16 protein-coding genes are annotated in these 16,649 nt (G+C 64.9%); 10 read left to right on the top strand and 6 right to left on the bottom strand.

All coding sequences use genetic code 11. The features are described 5' to 3' along the window. Positions 1-2: 2 nt before the first annotated feature. The 6 genes from AC1RKI_RS13810 to AC1RKI_RS13835 form a co-directional block, all read right to left on the bottom strand. Positions 3-974 (bottom strand): Bug family tripartite tricarboxylate transporter substrate binding protein, encoded by a 972-nt coding sequence (locus AC1RKI_RS13810; protein WP_061957010.1) that lies wholly within the window; start codon positions 972-974, stop codon positions 3-5. A 68-nt stretch (positions 975-1,042) separates the two neighbouring features. Next, positions 1,043-2,074 carry a M14 family metallopeptidase gene (locus AC1RKI_RS13815; RefSeq protein WP_492795748.1) on the bottom strand — a complete coding sequence of 344 codons (1,032 nt, stop codon included), beginning with the start codon at positions 2,072-2,074 and terminating at the stop codon, positions 1,043-1,045. Further along, the gene (gene metC, locus AC1RKI_RS13820; RefSeq protein WP_227460808.1) at positions 2,058-3,269 is read right to left on the bottom strand and encodes a cystathionine beta-lyase; all 1,212 of its coding nucleotides are present in this window, start codon (positions 3,267-3,269) and stop codon (positions 2,058-2,060) included. The genes AC1RKI_RS13815 and metC overlap by 17 nt, the downstream gene beginning before the upstream one ends. Before the next feature lie 72 nt (positions 3,270-3,341). Beyond that, positions 3,342-4,340 (bottom strand): Bug family tripartite tricarboxylate transporter substrate binding protein, encoded by a 999-nt coding sequence (locus AC1RKI_RS13825; protein WP_061957029.1) that lies wholly within the window; start codon positions 4,338-4,340, stop codon positions 3,342-3,344. 83 nt (positions 4,341-4,423) lie between these two features. Next, positions 4,424-6,037 (bottom strand): rhodanese-like domain-containing protein, encoded by a 1,614-nt coding sequence (locus tag AC1RKI_RS13830; protein ID WP_492795750.1) that lies wholly within the window; start codon positions 6,035-6,037, stop codon positions 4,424-4,426. A 121-nt stretch (positions 6,038-6,158) separates the two neighbouring features. Next, positions 6,159-6,746 (bottom strand): cysteine dioxygenase family protein, encoded by a 588-nt coding sequence (locus AC1RKI_RS13835; RefSeq protein ID WP_061957006.1) that lies wholly within the window; start codon positions 6,744-6,746, stop codon positions 6,159-6,161. A 125-nt stretch (positions 6,747-6,871) separates the two neighbouring features. On the opposite strand from AC1RKI_RS13835, the gene AC1RKI_RS13840 reads away from it, so the two are divergent. From AC1RKI_RS13840 to surE, 10 genes are all read left to right on the top strand, one after another. Then, the gene (locus tag AC1RKI_RS13840) at positions 6,872-7,738 is read left to right on the top strand and encodes a LysR substrate-binding domain-containing protein (RefSeq protein WP_061957005.1); all 867 of its coding nucleotides are present in this window, start codon (positions 6,872-6,874) and stop codon (positions 7,736-7,738) included. Positions 7,739-7,971: 233 nt separating this feature from the next. Beyond that, entirely contained in the window at positions 7,972-8,973 is a 1,002-nt protein-coding gene (locus tag AC1RKI_RS13845) for a cytochrome-c peroxidase (RefSeq protein WP_251165116.1), read from the top strand. A gap of 308 nt (positions 8,974-9,281) precedes the next feature. After that, positions 9,282-10,469, top strand: a complete 1,188-nt coding sequence (locus AC1RKI_RS13850; RefSeq protein WP_492795753.1) for a collagen-like triple helix repeat-containing protein — start codon at positions 9,282-9,284, stop codon at positions 10,467-10,469. Positions 10,470-10,635: 166 nt separating this feature from the next. Beyond that, complete coding sequence (locus AC1RKI_RS13855) at positions 10,636-11,040, top strand: hypothetical protein (protein WP_251165118.1); 405 nt, start codon at positions 10,636-10,638, stop codon at positions 11,038-11,040. 283 nt (positions 11,041-11,323) lie between these two features. Beyond that, positions 11,324-12,004 carry a DUF1120 domain-containing protein gene (locus tag AC1RKI_RS13860; RefSeq protein ID WP_061957001.1) on the top strand — a complete coding sequence of 227 codons (681 nt, stop codon included), beginning with the start codon at positions 11,324-11,326 and terminating at the stop codon, positions 12,002-12,004. Positions 12,005-12,257: 253 nt separating this feature from the next. Further along, complete coding sequence (locus tag AC1RKI_RS13865; RefSeq protein ID WP_244788151.1) at positions 12,258-12,935, top strand: DUF1120 domain-containing protein; 678 nt, start codon at positions 12,258-12,260, stop codon at positions 12,933-12,935. A gap of 230 nt (positions 12,936-13,165) precedes the next feature. After that, on the top strand, positions 13,166-13,843 hold the full coding sequence (locus AC1RKI_RS13870) for a DUF1120 domain-containing protein (RefSeq protein WP_492795756.1): 678 nt from the start codon (positions 13,166-13,168) through the stop codon (positions 13,841-13,843). 229 nt (positions 13,844-14,072) lie between these two features. After that, positions 14,073-14,747, top strand: coding sequence for a DUF1120 domain-containing protein (locus AC1RKI_RS13875; RefSeq protein ID WP_244788149.1), 675 nt, complete (start codon positions 14,073-14,075; stop codon positions 14,745-14,747). Between the two features lie 228 nt (positions 14,748-14,975). Continuing rightward, a complete protein-coding gene (locus tag AC1RKI_RS13880; RefSeq protein ID WP_492795758.1) occupies positions 14,976-15,650 on the top strand; it encodes a DUF1120 domain-containing protein in 675 nt (224 codons plus the stop codon). A 162-nt stretch (positions 15,651-15,812) separates the two neighbouring features. Continuing rightward, complete coding sequence (gene surE / locus AC1RKI_RS13885) at positions 15,813-16,595, top strand: 5'/3'-nucleotidase SurE (protein WP_251164539.1); 783 nt, start codon at positions 15,813-15,815, stop codon at positions 16,593-16,595. Positions 16,596-16,649: the final 54 nt, after the last annotated feature.

Raw genomic sequence — 16,649 nt, forward strand, 5'->3', positions numbered from 1 at the left:
GATCAATCGCCCTGGATGCCGGCCTTGCGGATCAGATCGCCCCACTTGGCGCGTTCCGTGCTGAGCAGGCGGGCAAACTGCTGCGGCGTGTCCGAGGTGGCGTCCATGCCGGAGATCGCCAGGCGATTGCGGATTTCGGGATCGGCCATCACCTTGACCAGCGCCTTGTTCAATTGCGCAACGACGTCCGGCGGCGTGCCGGCTGGCGCCACCAGTCCGTACCAGTTGGTCACGTCATAGCCGGGCACGCCCGCTTCGGCCACGGTCGGCACGCCCGGAAACTGCGGTGAGCGCGTGGCGGTGGTCACGGCCAACGCGCGCAGTTTGCCCGAGGCGATCAACGGTTTGGCCGACGGATCGGAGAACGTGATCGGCACGATGCCGCCCATCACATCGGTCAGCGCCGGCGTGGTGCCCTTGTACGGCACATGCTGCATCTGCAGACCGGTCAGCATCTTGAACTGTTCGGCCGCGATCTGGCCGATGGTGCCGTTGCCGCCGGACGCGTACGAGAACTTGCCGTTGGCGCTGCGCACGGCGGCCAGCAAGCCCTGTATGTCCTTGTACGGCGTATCGGCGCCGGTCACCAGTACGTTGGGCATTGTCACCAGCACGCTGATCGGCGCGAAGTCCTTTTGCGGGTCGTAGTTCAGCTTGCGCAGGTTGGGCCAGATCGTGAAGGAGCCGGGCGTTGCCACGTAAAGCGTGTAGCCGTCGGGCGCGGACTTGGCAACCATGTCGGTGGCGATCAGGCCGCCGGCGCCGGGCCGGTTGTCGATGATGACGTTGGCCTTCAACTGGTCCGACAGCGCCGGGGCGATGGCGCGCGCCAGCGCGTCCGCGCCGCCGCCCGCGGGAAAGCCCACGACCAGGCGGATCGGCCGGGAGGCGTCCGGCCACGCCGCGTGCGCGGCGAATGGCGTCAGGACGGCGAGTAGCGGAACAAGCAGGCGCAGCGCGCGAGGGGAAAACATGGCAAGACTCCGGCAGGTGGGGAAAGCATCAAGACGTCAAAACATCGAGGCGTGACGAAGATCGGATGTCAGGCGTTGCGGGGCGGCGGGACCGGCACCGTGTCCCATTCCCACGCCACGAACGCCAGCCGTTCGCCGGTGTGGACCACGGGATCGCTGCGCAGGCCGATCAGTACACCGTCGCGCGCAAACGGCTTGACCGGCGTGAGCGACGCGTCGAGCTTGAGCGTGTCGCCGATCGATGCGCCTTCGGCCACCCGGTCGCCGGCGCGCGCCGCGGGCACGAACAGGCCGCCCTCGTCGGCGGTGATCCAGCCGCGCCGTGTCACGCGCCGAAGTGTGGTAGCCGCCGCGCGCGTCGCGGGCGCAGCGAGGATGCCCATCTGCACGGCCAGCGTCTGGAATCCGTTTTCGGCCACGGCGATGTTCTCGGGCTCGAAGCGGCTGCCGCTGCCCAGTTCCAGCATGAACGCGCAGACGCCGGCCGCCAGGCATTGATAGTCGAGCGCGCCGGCGATATTGCCGGGCAGCTCGCCCTTGCCGCCGACGTCCTGCTGGCATGCCACATGCGGATGGAACGGCGCCATGGCGGCCAGCACGTCGGCCTCCGTCACGCGGCTTTGCGGATGGACCTTGTAGACCGTGTAGGGGCGCGCGTCGAACAGCGGATTCATGGTGTGCAAGTTGATCAGCACATCGGCCACGCCGCGTACTTCGCTGATCAACGCATGCGCCAGGCGCTCTGACACCAGTCCGCCTGCATTGCCGGGATAGGTCTGGTCCAGGTCGAGTTCATCGTAGGGATTGCGCTTGCGTCGCGCATCGAGCGCCTGCGGATTGCCGGTGGGCGTCACCACCACGTTGCCGTGCATGGTCGCCGGGTCGAGGCTGCGCGCAAAGCGCAATGCGGCCACCATGCCGTTGATCTCGTCGCCATGCACCTGCCCGTGCAGCCAGAGCGTGCGGCCCGGCTGAGCACCGCGCACTGCCACGTAGGGCAGAGTGACGGCCATCCCCGATGCCATCGAGCCAACGGGCAGATGGCCGCTGATGCGGGCAGGGCCCGTTGGTTGGCGCAGCCAGTCACCGATGATTGGCATGGGAAGACTCCTGTTCAGTGGAAAGATCGGCAATCGCGTCGAACGCGTGCGCGAGGTCGCGCAGCAGGTCGTCGACGGCTTCGAGCCCGATATGCAGCCGAATCACGGTGCCGTGCGATGACCAGTCCGTGACGCTGCGCGCGCGGCGCATGTCGGCCAGCACCGCCAGGCTCTCGAAGCCGCCCCACGATGCGCCAATGCCGAACAGCTCAAGGCTGTCGACAAAACGTTCGGCGGCCACCGGCGCGCGCGAACGCAGCGTGAACGACAGCAGGCCATTGGTGCCGTGGCAATCGCGTTGCCATAGCGCGTGATTGGGATCGTGCGGCAGCGCGGGGCAAAACACTTCGGCCACATCGGTGCGCGCATGCAGCCACTGCGCCACCGCAAGCGCGCCTTGCTGGTGTTGCGCCAGCCGCGCACTGAGCGAACGGATGCCGCGTTGCACCAGATAGGCGTCGTCGGGGCTGACTGTGATGCCGAACGCGTCGGCCATGCTCGCCAGTTCGGGCCACGCGGCCTCGGTGGTGCAGACCGTGCCCATCATCACATCCGAATGGCCGCCCAGATACTTGGTGGCGGCCATCAGCGAGATGTCGGCGCCCAGTTCCAGCGGGCGATAGAGCAGCCCCGATCCCCACGTGTTGTCGGCCGCGACCAGTGCGCCGTGCGCATGCGCGCGCGCCGCGAGCGCGGGCAGGTCCAACATCTCATAGGTCAGCGAGCCGGGCGCCTCGACATAGACGAGCCGCGTCTCGGGACGCAGCTTTGCATCGAGGTCGGAGCCATCCGCGGCGTAGAAGTCGGCCGCGATGTTGTGCTGGCGCAGGAATCCGTTGGCGAGGTTGCGCACCGGTTCATAGACGCAATCGGGCAGCAGCACGTGCTGGCCGGGGCGCACATAGGCCAGGATCGTCATCGCCGCAGCGGCCAGGCCCGACGGGAACAGCCGCGTGCGATAGCCGCCTTCGAGCATCGTCACCATATCTTCGAGCGCGAAGTTGGTGGGATTGCCGCGCGCGCCGTAGGTGAACAGGCGCTCGGTATCGCGGCGCGCGCGCATTTCGCGTTGCTGCGCGACGGAATCGAACAGCACGGTGCTGGCGCGCACCACCGGCGGGTTCACGGGCTGGCCGCCTGGCACGGTGGATGTGCGTCCGGCATGCGCCAGGCGGGTGGGGAGCGATGACGTCATGGTTGCCCTGTGGGATGGCTGGTATTGATGGAAAACGGTCGCAAGGACCGTGCCTTGCGGCACGGCGCCGGCTCAATCGACATGCGCGCCCGACAGCTTGACGATCTGCGACCAGCGCGAGATGTCCTGCTTCAACTGCGCGGCGAATGCGTCGGGCGTATTGGCCACCACATCGCTGCCGCCATCGTTGATGGTCTTGACCACGTCCGGCATCTGCAGCACCTGCACGATGGCGCGATTGAGCAGCGCCACGCGCTCCGGCGATGTGCCGGCCGGTACGAAGAAGCCGTACCAGTCCTCGAAGCGTGCATTGCGATAGCCGAGTTCTTCAAGCGTCGGCACCTTGGTGAATACCCCGAGGCGGCGCGGGCTGGTGACGGCCAGCGCGCGCATGCGGCCGGTCTGGATAAAGCCGGCCACCGACGATGTCGACGTGATCAGCACATCGACCTGGCCACCCAGCAGATCGTTGATCGCGGGGCCGGCGCCCTTGTAGGGCACGTGCTGCAGCGCGACATTGCTGTCCTTTTCCAGCACCACGCCAACCAGATGCGACAGCGTGCCGTTGCCCGGCGTCGCGTAGGTGATCTTCTGCGGCTGCGCGCGGGCCTGCGCCGCCATCTCCTCGAAGGTTTTCCACGGCGCATTGGCCGCTACCACGATGGCAAGCGGCGCCGCATTGATCTGCGTGACCGGCGTGAACTGCTTGACCGGATCGAAGCCCGGCGCGCGGTACAGCGTCGGGTTGACCGCCATGATCGATACCTGCGAAGTCAGCACCGTATAGCCGTCGGCCTTCGATTCGGCCACGTAGCGCGTGCCGATATTGCCGCCCGCGCCGCCGCGGTTGTCGGTGACCGCGCTCTGGCCCAGCACTTGCGACAGGCGCGTGGCCACCACGCGCGTCACCGCATCGTTGCCGCCGCCTGCAGGGAATGGCGAGACGATGCGCAGCGGCTGCGACGGAAAGCCGTTCACCGGCGTCAGCGGCTGCGCCGACGCAAGACCCGTCATGGCGGTGGCGGTGACGGCAACGGCGGTGACCAGATACTGCGAAAGACGGGATGACATCGGGCGTGGCATGGGGGCGACCTCTTTTCTCGGGCAGGTTTGCGATGCGGATACGGATGCGTGTGCGTGGAATCGTCGGCAGCTCAGTCGTGCTGCGGAAAACGGAAGGTGGCAAGTTCCTGCGCGTCGAGCTGCGCGATCAGGCCTGTTTCCCACGCCAGGTACTGGCGCGCGGCGGCCTTGTTGCCGTCGTGGCGGTCGTGCACGAAGAACAGGTAGTCGATGCAGCGCGCATCGGGCAGCGTGTGTGCGCCTTGCGAGACGGCGTGGCCGGCATCGCGCCATGCGGCAAAGCCGCCGTGCAGCCGGCGCACGTCGCGGTAGCCCAGCGCGTGGAGATCGCCCACCGCCAGTTCGGCCGGATCGTCGGCATCGGCGTCGCCCACCAGTACCAGCGTGGTGTCGTGAGGCACGCCGTGCAGGTCTTGCGCCAGCCGCGCGCGCGTGGCCCAGCGGCTACCGGCGATATGTCCGGCGCGATACGCCATGCTGCCGCGCAGATCGAGCGCCAGCATCGATTGATCGGCCAAGCCCGCGGCGAGTTGCGCGGCGTCGACCGTGGGTGGCGCGACCACTTCATGCTGCGGCCCGGCGGCGGCGCGCACGCCAGCCGCGAGTCCCGCCTGCAGGCCGCCGTCGAGTACCACCGCGTGATGGCCCATCTGACGCAGCCAGCTGGCTACCACGGTGGCGCGCACGCCTTCCGCGTCGAACAGCACCAGCCGCGCGCGGCGCACGCCGACGTACTGGTCGGTGGCCTGCATCAACTGGCCGCCTGGCGTGTGCTGCGCGCCGGGCAGCGTCTGCGCGGCGTATTCCTCGGCCGTGCGCACGTCGCACAGGAACGTGGTGCGCGAGTCGTCGGCCAGCCATGCCATCGCTTCGCTGGCCGAAATATGCGGCACGTCGAAGCGTTTGGTCAGCGCCTGCGCGGCGCTGCGCGCGGCATCGAGGTCGCGCGGCGCGGTGTTGTCCGGATAGCGCGCCGTGCCGCCGTGTTCCAGCGTGAAATCGTTCAGATACCAGCCCTGCGTGCCGTTTTCCAGCGCATAGACCGGGTTGGGCACGCCGAAGTTGATCAGCGATTGCGCGCCGATGATGCTGCGCGTGCGTCCCGCGCAGTTGATCACGATCGGCGTCGTGCTGTCGGGCACCAGGTCGCGCAGACGGTAGGCCAGTTCGCCGTTGGGGCAGCAGACCGCGCCGGGAATGTTCATCTTGCGGAATTCCGACGTGGGCCGCCCGTCGAGCACGACCGGCGCATTGGGGCCGGCCTGCATCGCGGCAAGATCCTGCGCGGAAATGCGCGGCGTGTTGTAGTGGTGCTCGGCCAGTTCGCCAAAGGTTTTCGACGGCACGTTGACGCCGGCAAACAGCGTGTAGCCGGATGCCTGCCACGCCGGCATGCCGCCATCGAGCACGAACAGCCGCGTATAGCCAAGCTTCGCCAGCGCGGCGGCGGCGCGTTGCGCCACGCCGTCGCCATCGTCGGCCAGCACGATGCGCGCATCGGTGCGCGGCGCCAGGCGTCCCACGTCGAGTTCAAGACGGCTGTAGGGCAGCGGCACGGCATAGAACGGATGGCCTTCGCCGTATTGGCCGTGTTCGCGCACATCGAACAGCGCGATCTCGTCGGCATCGTGCAGCCAGCCCTTGAGCGTGACGGCGTCGACTGCGGTGTAGGTAGGTTGGCTCATGAAATTCCGGGCAATAGGGGGCCGTCCTCTGCGCACAGAGGAAATTTCGGCAAGCTGATTTTCAGGAGTCGGGGCGGGCAGCCGGCGTAGTGCGGCGCGGCGCCGCCCCGGTCAGGATTGTTTAGCGGCGGGTCTGGACGCCCACGTTCATGATCTGGCAGCGTCCGGTTTCAAGGTCGAACGTGAGCCGTTCGGTCAGCGTTTCCAGCGACCGGCCGTACATGTGCAGATGGCGAATGATGTCGTCGCCGCGAATCTCTACCGAATGGATGTCGTCGGGCAGCAGGGCGATGCCGTTGCGCGGACCCACTTCCACGGTGCGCTCGTGTTCGAGCGTGCCCACGCCGGGCTGGCTGCCGTCATCGGTGCGCACATAGACGTCGTTGAACTCCACGCCAACCACGCCCGCCACGCACGCCCAGGTGGTGTGGTTGTGCGGCGGAATGCGCTTGCCCGGACGCAGCACGTTCAGGTAAAGCGCGAAGGTCTGGTCCGGATCCTCGGAAATCAGATAGCGGGCCTGGCGCTCGCCCGGCTCCGGCGGCGGGAAATCGCCTTCGTTCCATAGTTCGGTGCGCGCGGCCAGTTCTTCCACCTGGGTCAGGACATCGGCCAGGCTGGCGCGGGTGACGCCCCCCTTGTTCACAATGTTCCTAATGGATTCGATGGTGTCTCCGACGGCAGTCTGGCGCTGTTGGGCGATGGACATGGTGCGATCAATCCTTGCAATCTCTGTTTTTGGGGGGTAGAACGGTGCTTCGTGTTTCACTGTAATGAACACCTGTTCTAAAAACCACTTAATGCGCAACGAAAATTCATTAGCAGGGCTAATGTATGCGTAACCTCGATCTGGACCTGCTGCGGTCGCTGGTCGCGATTGCCGACCACGAAACCTTTGGCGCCGCGGCGCTGACGGTGCAGCGCACGCAGTCGGCCGTCACGCAACAGATGCAGCGGCTGGAAGAGCAGCTCGGCCTCGCGTTGTTCGAACGCCAGGGGCGCGGCAAGCTGCTGACGCGGCATGGCAAGAAACTGGTGGAATACGCGCGCCAGATGCTGGCCATCAACGACGAGGCGCTGCGCATGCTGCGCGAGGGCGACCTGACCGGATCGCTGCGCATTGGCGCGCCGCACGATGTGGCCGATACGATCCTGCCGGGGCTGCTGTCGCATATCGCGCGCTCGTCGCCGGCGTTGCGGCTGGAGATCCATGTCGGCCGCAGTCCCTTCCTGATGGAATCGCTGCGACGCGGCGAAATCGACCTGACCGTGTCGACGCGCGAGGACAACACGCTCGACGGCATCGTGCTGCGCACCACGCCCACCATCTGGGTATGTTCGGCCGATTTCGTCTATGAACGCGGCGCGCCCGTGCCGCTGATCCTGGCCGACGAGCCGAGCCTGTTCCGCAAGCTGTCGCTCGAGGCGCTGACGCAGGCCGGCGTGCCCTGGCGCATTGCCTACCTGGCACCGAGCCTGATCGGCATCAAGGCGGCGCTGCGCGGCGGGCTCGGGATTACTGCGCGCAGCATCGACCTGCTGGCCGCGGACATGCGCATCCTTGGCGAGGCCGACGGACTGCCGCGGCTGCCCGATGTCACCTATTACCTGTGGGCACGTCCCAATGCGGTCAATCCCGTCGCGCGTCATGTCTTTTCGATGCTCAAAACAGCCTTGCAGCGCGGCCTGGTCAGCGCGTGACCGGCGCCCCGGATCGGGCGTTGCCGCAGCAGGCGAGGCCACATCGTAGGCGTGCCGCGCCCGCGCGCCAACGAAGAAGAATGGCTATCGATATCTGGCGCCGCCTTACGATTGGCTTTCGGAACCGGCTTGATGGCTATCAACGCCGGCTGCGGGGCTTGCGGGCCTAATCCGGTTTTTTCGCGCGGCACGCATGGCGATGCGCACCGCGCTGGATCGACCGGAGCCCTTCGATGAAGCTGAAACTGCTGCTGTTGCCGCCATGGGCGGCCCTTGTCCTCGCCTGCGGCGTGCAGGCCGCCACCCCGCGCGCGGAGCCCGTGCAACCGATCGCCCGCCCGGCCATCACCGATCCGGCGCGCGTGGCGCTGGGCCAGAAGCTGTGGTTCGAACCGCGACTCTCACGCTCGGGGTTCATCTCGTGCAACTCGTGCCATAACCTCAGCCTGGGCGGTACGGACAATCTCAAGACATCGATCGGCGACCACTGGCAGCAGGGCCCGATCAATTCCCCCACAGTGCTCAATGCCAGCCTGAATTTCGTGCAGTTCTGGGACGGCCGCGCCAGGAATCTGCCCGAGCAAGCGGGCGGGCCCATCGCCAATCCCGTTGAGATGGCGTACACGCATGAACTGGCCGTCGACACGCTGCAATCGATTCCCGACTACGTGATGGAATTTCGCAAGGTGTTCAGCACCGAGAAGCTGACGATGGACGAAATCTCGCTGGCGATCGCCGCGTTCGAGGAAACGTTGGTCACGCCCAATTCGCGCTTCGACAAATGGCTCAATGGCGACGACTATGCGATCGACGCCCAGGAACTGCGCGGCTATCGGCTGTTCAAGTCTGCGGGCTGCGTGGCCTGCCACTACGGCCCGAACGTGGGCGGCGCGTCGTTCCAGAAGATGGGGATCGTCACGCCGTATCAGACCAGCAATCCGTCGCAGGGGCGCGCCGCCATCACGGGCAACGATATCGACCGCTTCAGCTTCAAGGTGCCGACCCTGCGCAACGTTGCACTGACGTATCCGTATTTCCACGATGGCGGCGCCGCCACGCTGACGCAGGCGGTGGACGTGATGGGACGCTTGCAACTCGGCCGCCAGTTCACGGACGAGGAAAACGCCGACATCGTTGCCTTCCTGAATACGCTGACCGGCGAGCAGCCGCGCATCGTGCTGCCGATCCTGCCGCCGTCCACCAACGCCACGCCAAAGCCGCGACCCTTCGATTAAGCGAGCCGCGCACCGCGCGCGGCGGATCTCGCCATGGCCGGGCGGTGCGCTTTTCCGCGCCGTCCGTGCCGCACGTTCCCGCGCTGCCCATGCGGCGTTACGTAACACGTAACAGCAACGACTGACCGATCCACCCGTATCAAACGGCTGGCCGGATTTGCCGGGGTCGCCTGCAAACCGAGCATCCGCGCGGGTTTGCAGGCCGAAGCGCCGTGCGCCTGCGGCTCTCGTCTGCCACGCGTAGGTCAATGGCACGGCCGTTGCCTTGTCCTGATCCATCCAACACAACACAAATGAGGGGTGGAAGCATGCGTCAACGACAATATTGGATCGGTGTGACCGTCAGTGTTGCGGCGTTGCTGGGCGGGTGTGCGAATGGCCATGACGGCAAGCCGGGCGCGATGGGTCCGCAAGGTGCGCAAGGTGCCACCGGCGATGCCGGCACGGCGGGCACTGCGGGCGCGCAAGGTGCGACCGGTGCGCAGGGATCGCAAGGCGCGACCGGTGCGCAGGGATCGCAAGGCACGGCAGGCGCAACGGGCGCGACGGGTGCGACCGGCGCGGCCGGACCTGCGGGTTCGAACGGCACGAATGGTTCGAATGGCGCCGATGGCGCAACCGGTGCCACGGGCGCGGCAGGCGCCACCGGCGCGACGGGAGCCACAGGCGCCACCGGTGTCGCGGGTGCGACGGGTGCCACGGGCGCCACCGGCGTCGCGGGTGCCACGGGAGCGACCGGCGCAACCGGGCCGACGCCGCTGGCCGAAGTCGGCGCCGCCGTCAGCAGCGTCGGCAATACGGTCGGCACGCTCGGCACCGGGCCACTGGCCAGCGTGACCGCGCCGGTTGGTTCGGTCGTCAGCCAGACCGGCAGCCTGGTGGGCGGCCTCACGCCGCAGACGCTGAGCGATCCCGTCAACCAGGTGCTGACGACCGCCAACACCGCGATCGTGCCGCTGACTGCGGCGCTGGGCAGTGCGACGCAGACCATCGGCGCCACGACCGGCCTGGGTGCGCCGCTGAATAATCTGCTGGTCGCTACGGGCGGCGCAGTGAATCAGATCGGCACCGCGATCGATCAGACCAACGCGCCGGTGGTCAGCAATGTGGGCGGTATCGTCGCAACGGTCGGCACCACGGTGTCGGCGTTGGGCGGAGCGGTGAGCACGCCATCGGGCGGTACGACGCCGGCCAGTCCGCTGGCGCCTGTCACGCAATTGCTAAGCGGACTGGGCAATCTTGGCGGAGGATCGGGCGGATCGCTGCCTAGCCCTTCCGGGGCGCTCGCGCCGGTCACCAATTTGGTGAACACCACCGTTTCCACCTTGACCAATGCGACGGGCGGCGCCAGCGGTCCGCTCAGCCCGGTGCTGGCGCCGGTGACCAACGCGCTGAAGGGCGCGGCCGGTTCTGGCGGTGCAACAAGTCCGATCAGTCCGGTAAGCAATCTGCCCGTGGTGGGCGGTCTGCTCGGCAGCGTGACGCCATCGAAGTAAGCCAACTGAAAGGTTGTCCGTGCGCGGCTGCGCGGGCAACCCGCTGGACAATCAGTTCCGCGGATCGGATGAAATTCACTGTTGCACAAAACAAGTATTGCGCCGCATCAAACTTGCTCTAATCTTTCCTCCACTGTCGTACAGATTCTGACCCGGAGGTAAAGCCATGCGCAACGCGACTCTCGACACCGCCCCACAAGCATTTCGGACCCAAACCGGCGAGCCAGTCACGGCGATCCGTCATCAGGACATCGTGGCGGCGTTCACCGCGCAAGCGGGCGCGCAACCTGTCGCGGTGCTGCACATGCTGTATCCGCGCACCGATGCGCGCACGCATCGCAGCCTCGATCTGCTGGTCGGCGCGCTGCGCAACCACGGCTTGCATGAAGTGGCCACGCTGGTGGAGCGCGAGGCGCACTATCTGGTGTTCACCGATGTCGCGCAGGCCTGGCGCGCGCTGCATGAAATCCGCCACGATTCGCTCGCCATCGGCGTGCATCTCTACTATCGGGGACTGACCGGCGACGCCGCGGAACAGGTGCTCGACACCGACGCGCACCGCTTGCACTGAGCGCGCTGTGCCGTACCGTATCGCGCCGGAAAAGTATCCGGCGCTGCGGTGCGGATACGCTTGCGCATGATCTTTCGGATCGTTTCTCGGATAGTTGCGCCGCCGCTCGCCCGGACGGCGGCGTCGCATCCGAATGCGGGTCAGAACAAGCGCGCGGATAATAGCGCGCCAATTAAAGGGTTCGCGATTAAACCCTCGGTGTCGTTCCACCAGACTGTAGATTCTGTCGCGTCAGTGACATTGCGCGGCAGACAAACTTTCTGGACTCTGAAAGGACCCCACCATGAAAATCGCCGTCTCGCTGCGCAACGAACTTTGGCTGGTACTGCTGGTAACTGGCTGCCTGGGCGCGTTTGCCGCGGAAAACGCCGACTTGACGATCAAGGGCGTGATCAGGCCTTCCGCGTGTTCGGTTGATTTGTCCGGCGACGGCAACGTCTATTTCGGCACGATCTCCTCCCGCGCGCTGAGCGATACCAAACCAACCATGCTGCCCGAGCAAGAGATCACCATGACGATGACGTGCGACGCCGCCACGGTCGTGGGCTATCGGCTTGTCGACAACCGTGCCGGCACTGCGGCGCCGATCTTGCGTGGCCTGGACGCCAATATCGGCGAAACGATGGGGTTTGGCATGGGCACTGTCGACGGCAAGAATCTGGGCGCTTACGCCATCCGCGCGCTGCCGGCCGACGCGGTTGCCGATGGCGCGGCGGTTGCCGGTGGCACGCGCTCGGTCGATGGCGGCGCAACCTGGCTCAGCGCCACTGCGGTGTTCGATTACGTCGCGCCGATGGTGGTGAGCGCCTGGGCCGCTGTGGATGGCGGAGAACCGCTGCGTTATCGAACCGTAGCGCAAGTGCTCAAACTGGCAGCGGCTGTCGACAGCAAGGCCAACCTGCCGGAGCTGACCACGAACCTGCGGCTCGAGGGTTCGGCCACGGTCTCTGTCGTATATCTGTGAGGCGTCTGTAAGGTATCCACAGATTTCGGTGGATATCTGACAGCTAAACCGACCCGCATCGCAACGATGCGGGTTTTTTCATGCGCGTGCGCCGCGAAGCGCTGCACCGTTGCGCCGGTCAGAGATTGGCGGTTCCAACATTTGAAGATTCCGTGATTAAGCGGACAGCGCGCGTAGACCAAACTTCAGCCTGTCCCCGGACGGCAGCGCCGACGGAGCACCCAAAGCCCCCACATCTGAAAGGAAATCGATCATGAACATCTCCACTCAACTGCGTAACGGTCTGCTGCTGACAATGCTGGCTACGGCTTGCTCTGGCGCGTTTGCGGCAGAAAGCGCGGATCTGGCAGTCAAGGGCGTGATTCGCCCGTCGGCTTGCTCAATTGCTCTGTCGAACAACGGCACGGTGGACTACGGCACGATTTCGGCCAAGAGCTTGAGCGCTACCGACGTCACCAAGCTGCCCGATCGTGACGTGACGATGACGATCAACTGCGAGGCGGCCACCAAGGTTGGCTTTCGCGTTGCGGACAATCGGTCGGGGACAGGATCCTGGATTCTGGATGTCGTCGATCCGGGCGCGTGGGCTGTGACTCCCTATGGTCTGGGTGCCGTGGATGGTAAGAATCTGGGCGCCTACGGCATTCAGGCCCGTGTCGCAGATGGGACGGCAGACGGCGCCGCCGTGGGCGACGTTGTGTTCCTCAATAACCCCACGTCTCCTGAGTCTCTATCGGATTACGGAAACTATACGAATGGACCGTGGCTGGTTTCGTGGTCTGAAACCGGCGGCGGCACCCCTCATGCGTACAAGACCATCTCGCAAGTCCTTCGCATCGTCGGCGGGCTGAACAGCACGGCCGATCTGCCGTCGCTGACGTCGAACGTTGAACTGGACGGCTCGGCCACGATTTCTGTGGTGTACCTGTAATCGGCCTCGGACGAAACGCCTCGCCAAAACCCGCATCGTAACGATGCGGGTTTTTTCCATGTGCGCGCGCCGCGAAGTGCTGCGCCTTTTTGTCGGTTAAAGATTTGCTGGTCCAACATTTGAAGATTCAGTGATTAAGCGCGTGCCGCTCATAGACCAGACTTCAGCTGTCCCCGCCCGGCAACGCCGACGGAGCACCTAAAGCCCCCACATCTGAAAGGAAATCGATCATGAACATCACCACTCAACTGCGTAACGGTCTGCTGCTGACAATGCTGGCCACGGCCTGCTCCGGCGCGTTCGCGGCAGAAAGCGCGGACCTGGCAGTCAAGGGCGTGATTCGCCCCTCGGCTTGCTCAATTGCTCTGTCGAACAACGGCACGGTGGATTACGGCACGATCTCGGCCAAGAGCCTGAGCGCTACCGACGTCACCAAGCTGCCCGATCGTGACGTGACAATGACGATCAACTGCGAGGCGGCCACCAAGGTTGGATTTCAAGTTGCGGACAATCGTGTAGGAACGGCGGCGCAGATCCTGAGTAAAGTGGATCCGTCCGTTTTGGACCTCGCTGGCTACGGCCTCGGCGCTGTGGACGGCAAGAATCTGGGCGCCTATGGAATCAAAGTGCTGCCCGCCGACGCCGTTGGCGATGGAGCTGCCGTGGGAGGGAACTCTTACAGTCTTGATGGTGACACTTTGTGGCAGCCTGCATCTGAGCTTGGCAACTACACGTTCGGTCAAATCTTTGCGTGGTCTGACACCGACGGCGGCACGCCAAATTCCTACAAGACCATCTCGCAAGTCCTTCGCATCGTCGGCGGGCTGAACAGCACAGCCAACCTGCCGTCGCTGACATCGAACGTTGAACTGGACGGCTCGGCCACGATTTCTGTGGTGTACCTGTAATCGGCCTCGGACGAAACGCCTCGCCAAAACCCGCATCGTAACGATGCGGGTTTTTTCATGTGCGCGCGCCGCGAAGCGCTGCGCCTTTTTGTCGGTTAAAGATTTGCTGGTCCAACATTTGAAGATTCGGTGATTAAGCACACACCGCGCATAGACCAGACTTCAGCTGTCCCCGCCCGGCAACGCCGACGGAGCACCTAAAGCCCCCACATCTGAAAGGAAATCGATCATGAACATCACCACTCAACTGCGTAACGGTCTGCTGCTGACAATGCTGGCCACGGCCTGCTCCGGCGCGTTTGCGGCAGAAAGCGCGGACCTGGCGGTCAAGGGCGTGATTCGCCCGTCGGCTTGCTCAATTGCCCTGTCGAACAACGGCACGGTGGACTACGGCACGATTTCGGCCAAGAGCCTGAGCGCTACCGACGTCACCAAGCTGCCCGATCGTGACGTGACGATGACGATCAACTGCGAGGCGGCCACCAAGGTTGGTTTTTGGGTATACGACAATCGGCAAGGAACAGCGTCCTTTATTTTGGAGGACATCGATCCGGCAGCGTGGGCTGTGTATCCCTTGGGCCTGGGTGCTGTGGACGGCAAGAATCTGGGCGCCTATGAAATTCAGGCCCGTGTCGCAGATGCGACGGCAGACGGCGCCCCCGTGGGCGACGTTGTGTATGCGAACAACGCGAGTTCTGGTTCTCTATCGGGTAACGGAAACTATACGGATATAAATGCGGTAGTGTCGTGGTCTGACACCGAAGGCGGTGCCCCGCATGCGTACAAGACCATCTCGCAAGTCCTTCGCATCGTCGGCGGCCTGAACAGCACGGCCAACCTGCCGTCGCTGACGTCGAACGTTGAACTGGACGGTTCGGCCACGATCACGTTGGAGTACCTGTAATCGGCTTGCCCAGGCCGCCTCGTCGAAACCCGCATCGTAACGATGCGGGTTTTTTCATGCGCGTGCGCCGCGGAGCGCTGCACCGTTGCGCCGGTCAGAGATTGGCGGTTTCAACATTTGAAGATTCGGTGATTAAGCACACACCGCGCATAGACCAGACTTCAGCTGTCCCCGCCCGGCAACGCCGACGGAGCACCTAAAGCCCCCACATCTGAAAGGAAATCGATCATGAACATCTCCACTCAACTGCGTAACGGTCTGCTACTGACAATGCTGGCCACGGCTTGCTCCGGCGCGTTTGCGGCCGAAAGCGCGGACCTGGCGGTCAAGGGCGTGATTCGCCCCTCGGCCTGTTCAAGTGCCCTGTCGAACAACGGCACGGTGGACTACGGCACGATTTCGGCCAAGAGCCTGAGCGCTACCGACGTCACCAAGCTGCCCGATCGTGACGTGACGATGACGATCAACTGCGAGGCGGCTACCAAGGTTGGCTTTCGCGTTGCGGACAATCGGTTGGGAACGGAGTCCTGGATTTTGGACGACGTCGATCCGAAAGCCGAGGGTATCTATCCCCTAGGCCTGGGTGCCGTGGACGGCAAAAATCTGGGCGCCTATGGCATTCAGGCCCGTGTCGCAGACGCGACGGCAGACGGCGCCGCCGTGGGCGACGTTGTGTATGCGGACTACGCAAGTAGTGGTTCTCTATCAGGTAACGGAAACTATACGAATGTGAACGAGGTAGTGTCGTGGTCTGACACCGGCGGCGGCACCCCTCATCCGTACAAGACCATCTCGCAAATCCTTCGTATCGTCGGCGCCCTGAACAGCACGGCCGATCTGCCGTCGCTGACATCGAACGTTGAACTGGACGGTTCGGCCACGATCACGTTGGAGTACCTGTAATCGGCTTGCCCAGGCCGCCTCGTCGAAACCCGCATCGCAACGATGCGGGTTTTTTTTCGGCGGTCTGCCGCGTGCCAAGCATTGGCCCCCAACAGTTTCTGACACGTGATTGCGCTACAGTTAGCCCCACACGATTTGTCCACTTCAATAAAAGGCTATCCGATGTCTGATTTTGTAGTCGATCGCGTATTGCTCACTAATGACGATGGTATCGACGCGCCGGGCTTGCGTGCGCTGGAGGACGTGGCGGCCGCACTGGCGCGCGAGGTATGGATCGTCGCGCCCGAACATGACCAGAGCGGCACCTCGCATTCGATCAGTCTGCATGCGCCGCTGCGCATCGCCGCGCACGGCGAGCGCCGCTTTGGCATTTCGGGCACGCCCGGCGATTGCGTGGTGATGGCCGCGCGCCAGATCATGCGCGACACGCCGCCAGATCTGATCCTGTCCGGCATCAACCGCGGCGGCAACCTTGGGCTGGAAACGGTCTTCTCGGGCACGGTCGGCGCGGCGATGACGGGCATGCTGCTCGGCATCCGCTCGATCGCGCTGAGTCAGGTGTTCACTGATCGCAACGCCGTAAAGTGGCATACCGCGCGCGCCCTGGCACCGGGCGTGATCCGCCAACTGGTGGCCACCGGCTGGAGCGACGGCGCGTGCCTTAACGTGAATTTTCCCGATGTGGAAGCCGACGCAGCCGGGCCGTTGACGGTATCGCGGCAAGGCCGCGGGCTGGTCCAAGCTATCGACGTGCGCGCGCACGTCGATCCGCGCGGCATTCCTTATCACTGGCTGCAGTTTTCCCGGGCACCGCGCGCCGATGTGGACGACGCGGAGGCCGTGGTGGTGGCGCGCGGCGCCATCGCGGTGACGCCGCTGCAGTTTGAGCGCACGGCCGACGATGTTGCCCGCGATCTCGCCGCCGCGCTCGGCGGGCGCCAGTAATTGCGCCCTCAGGTTGCAGACTGAGGATTCCGGCTTGCCTGTAGCAGATTCCAG

The sequence above is a fragment of the Cupriavidus sp. GW822-FHT06G04 genome (assembly GCF_058799075.1).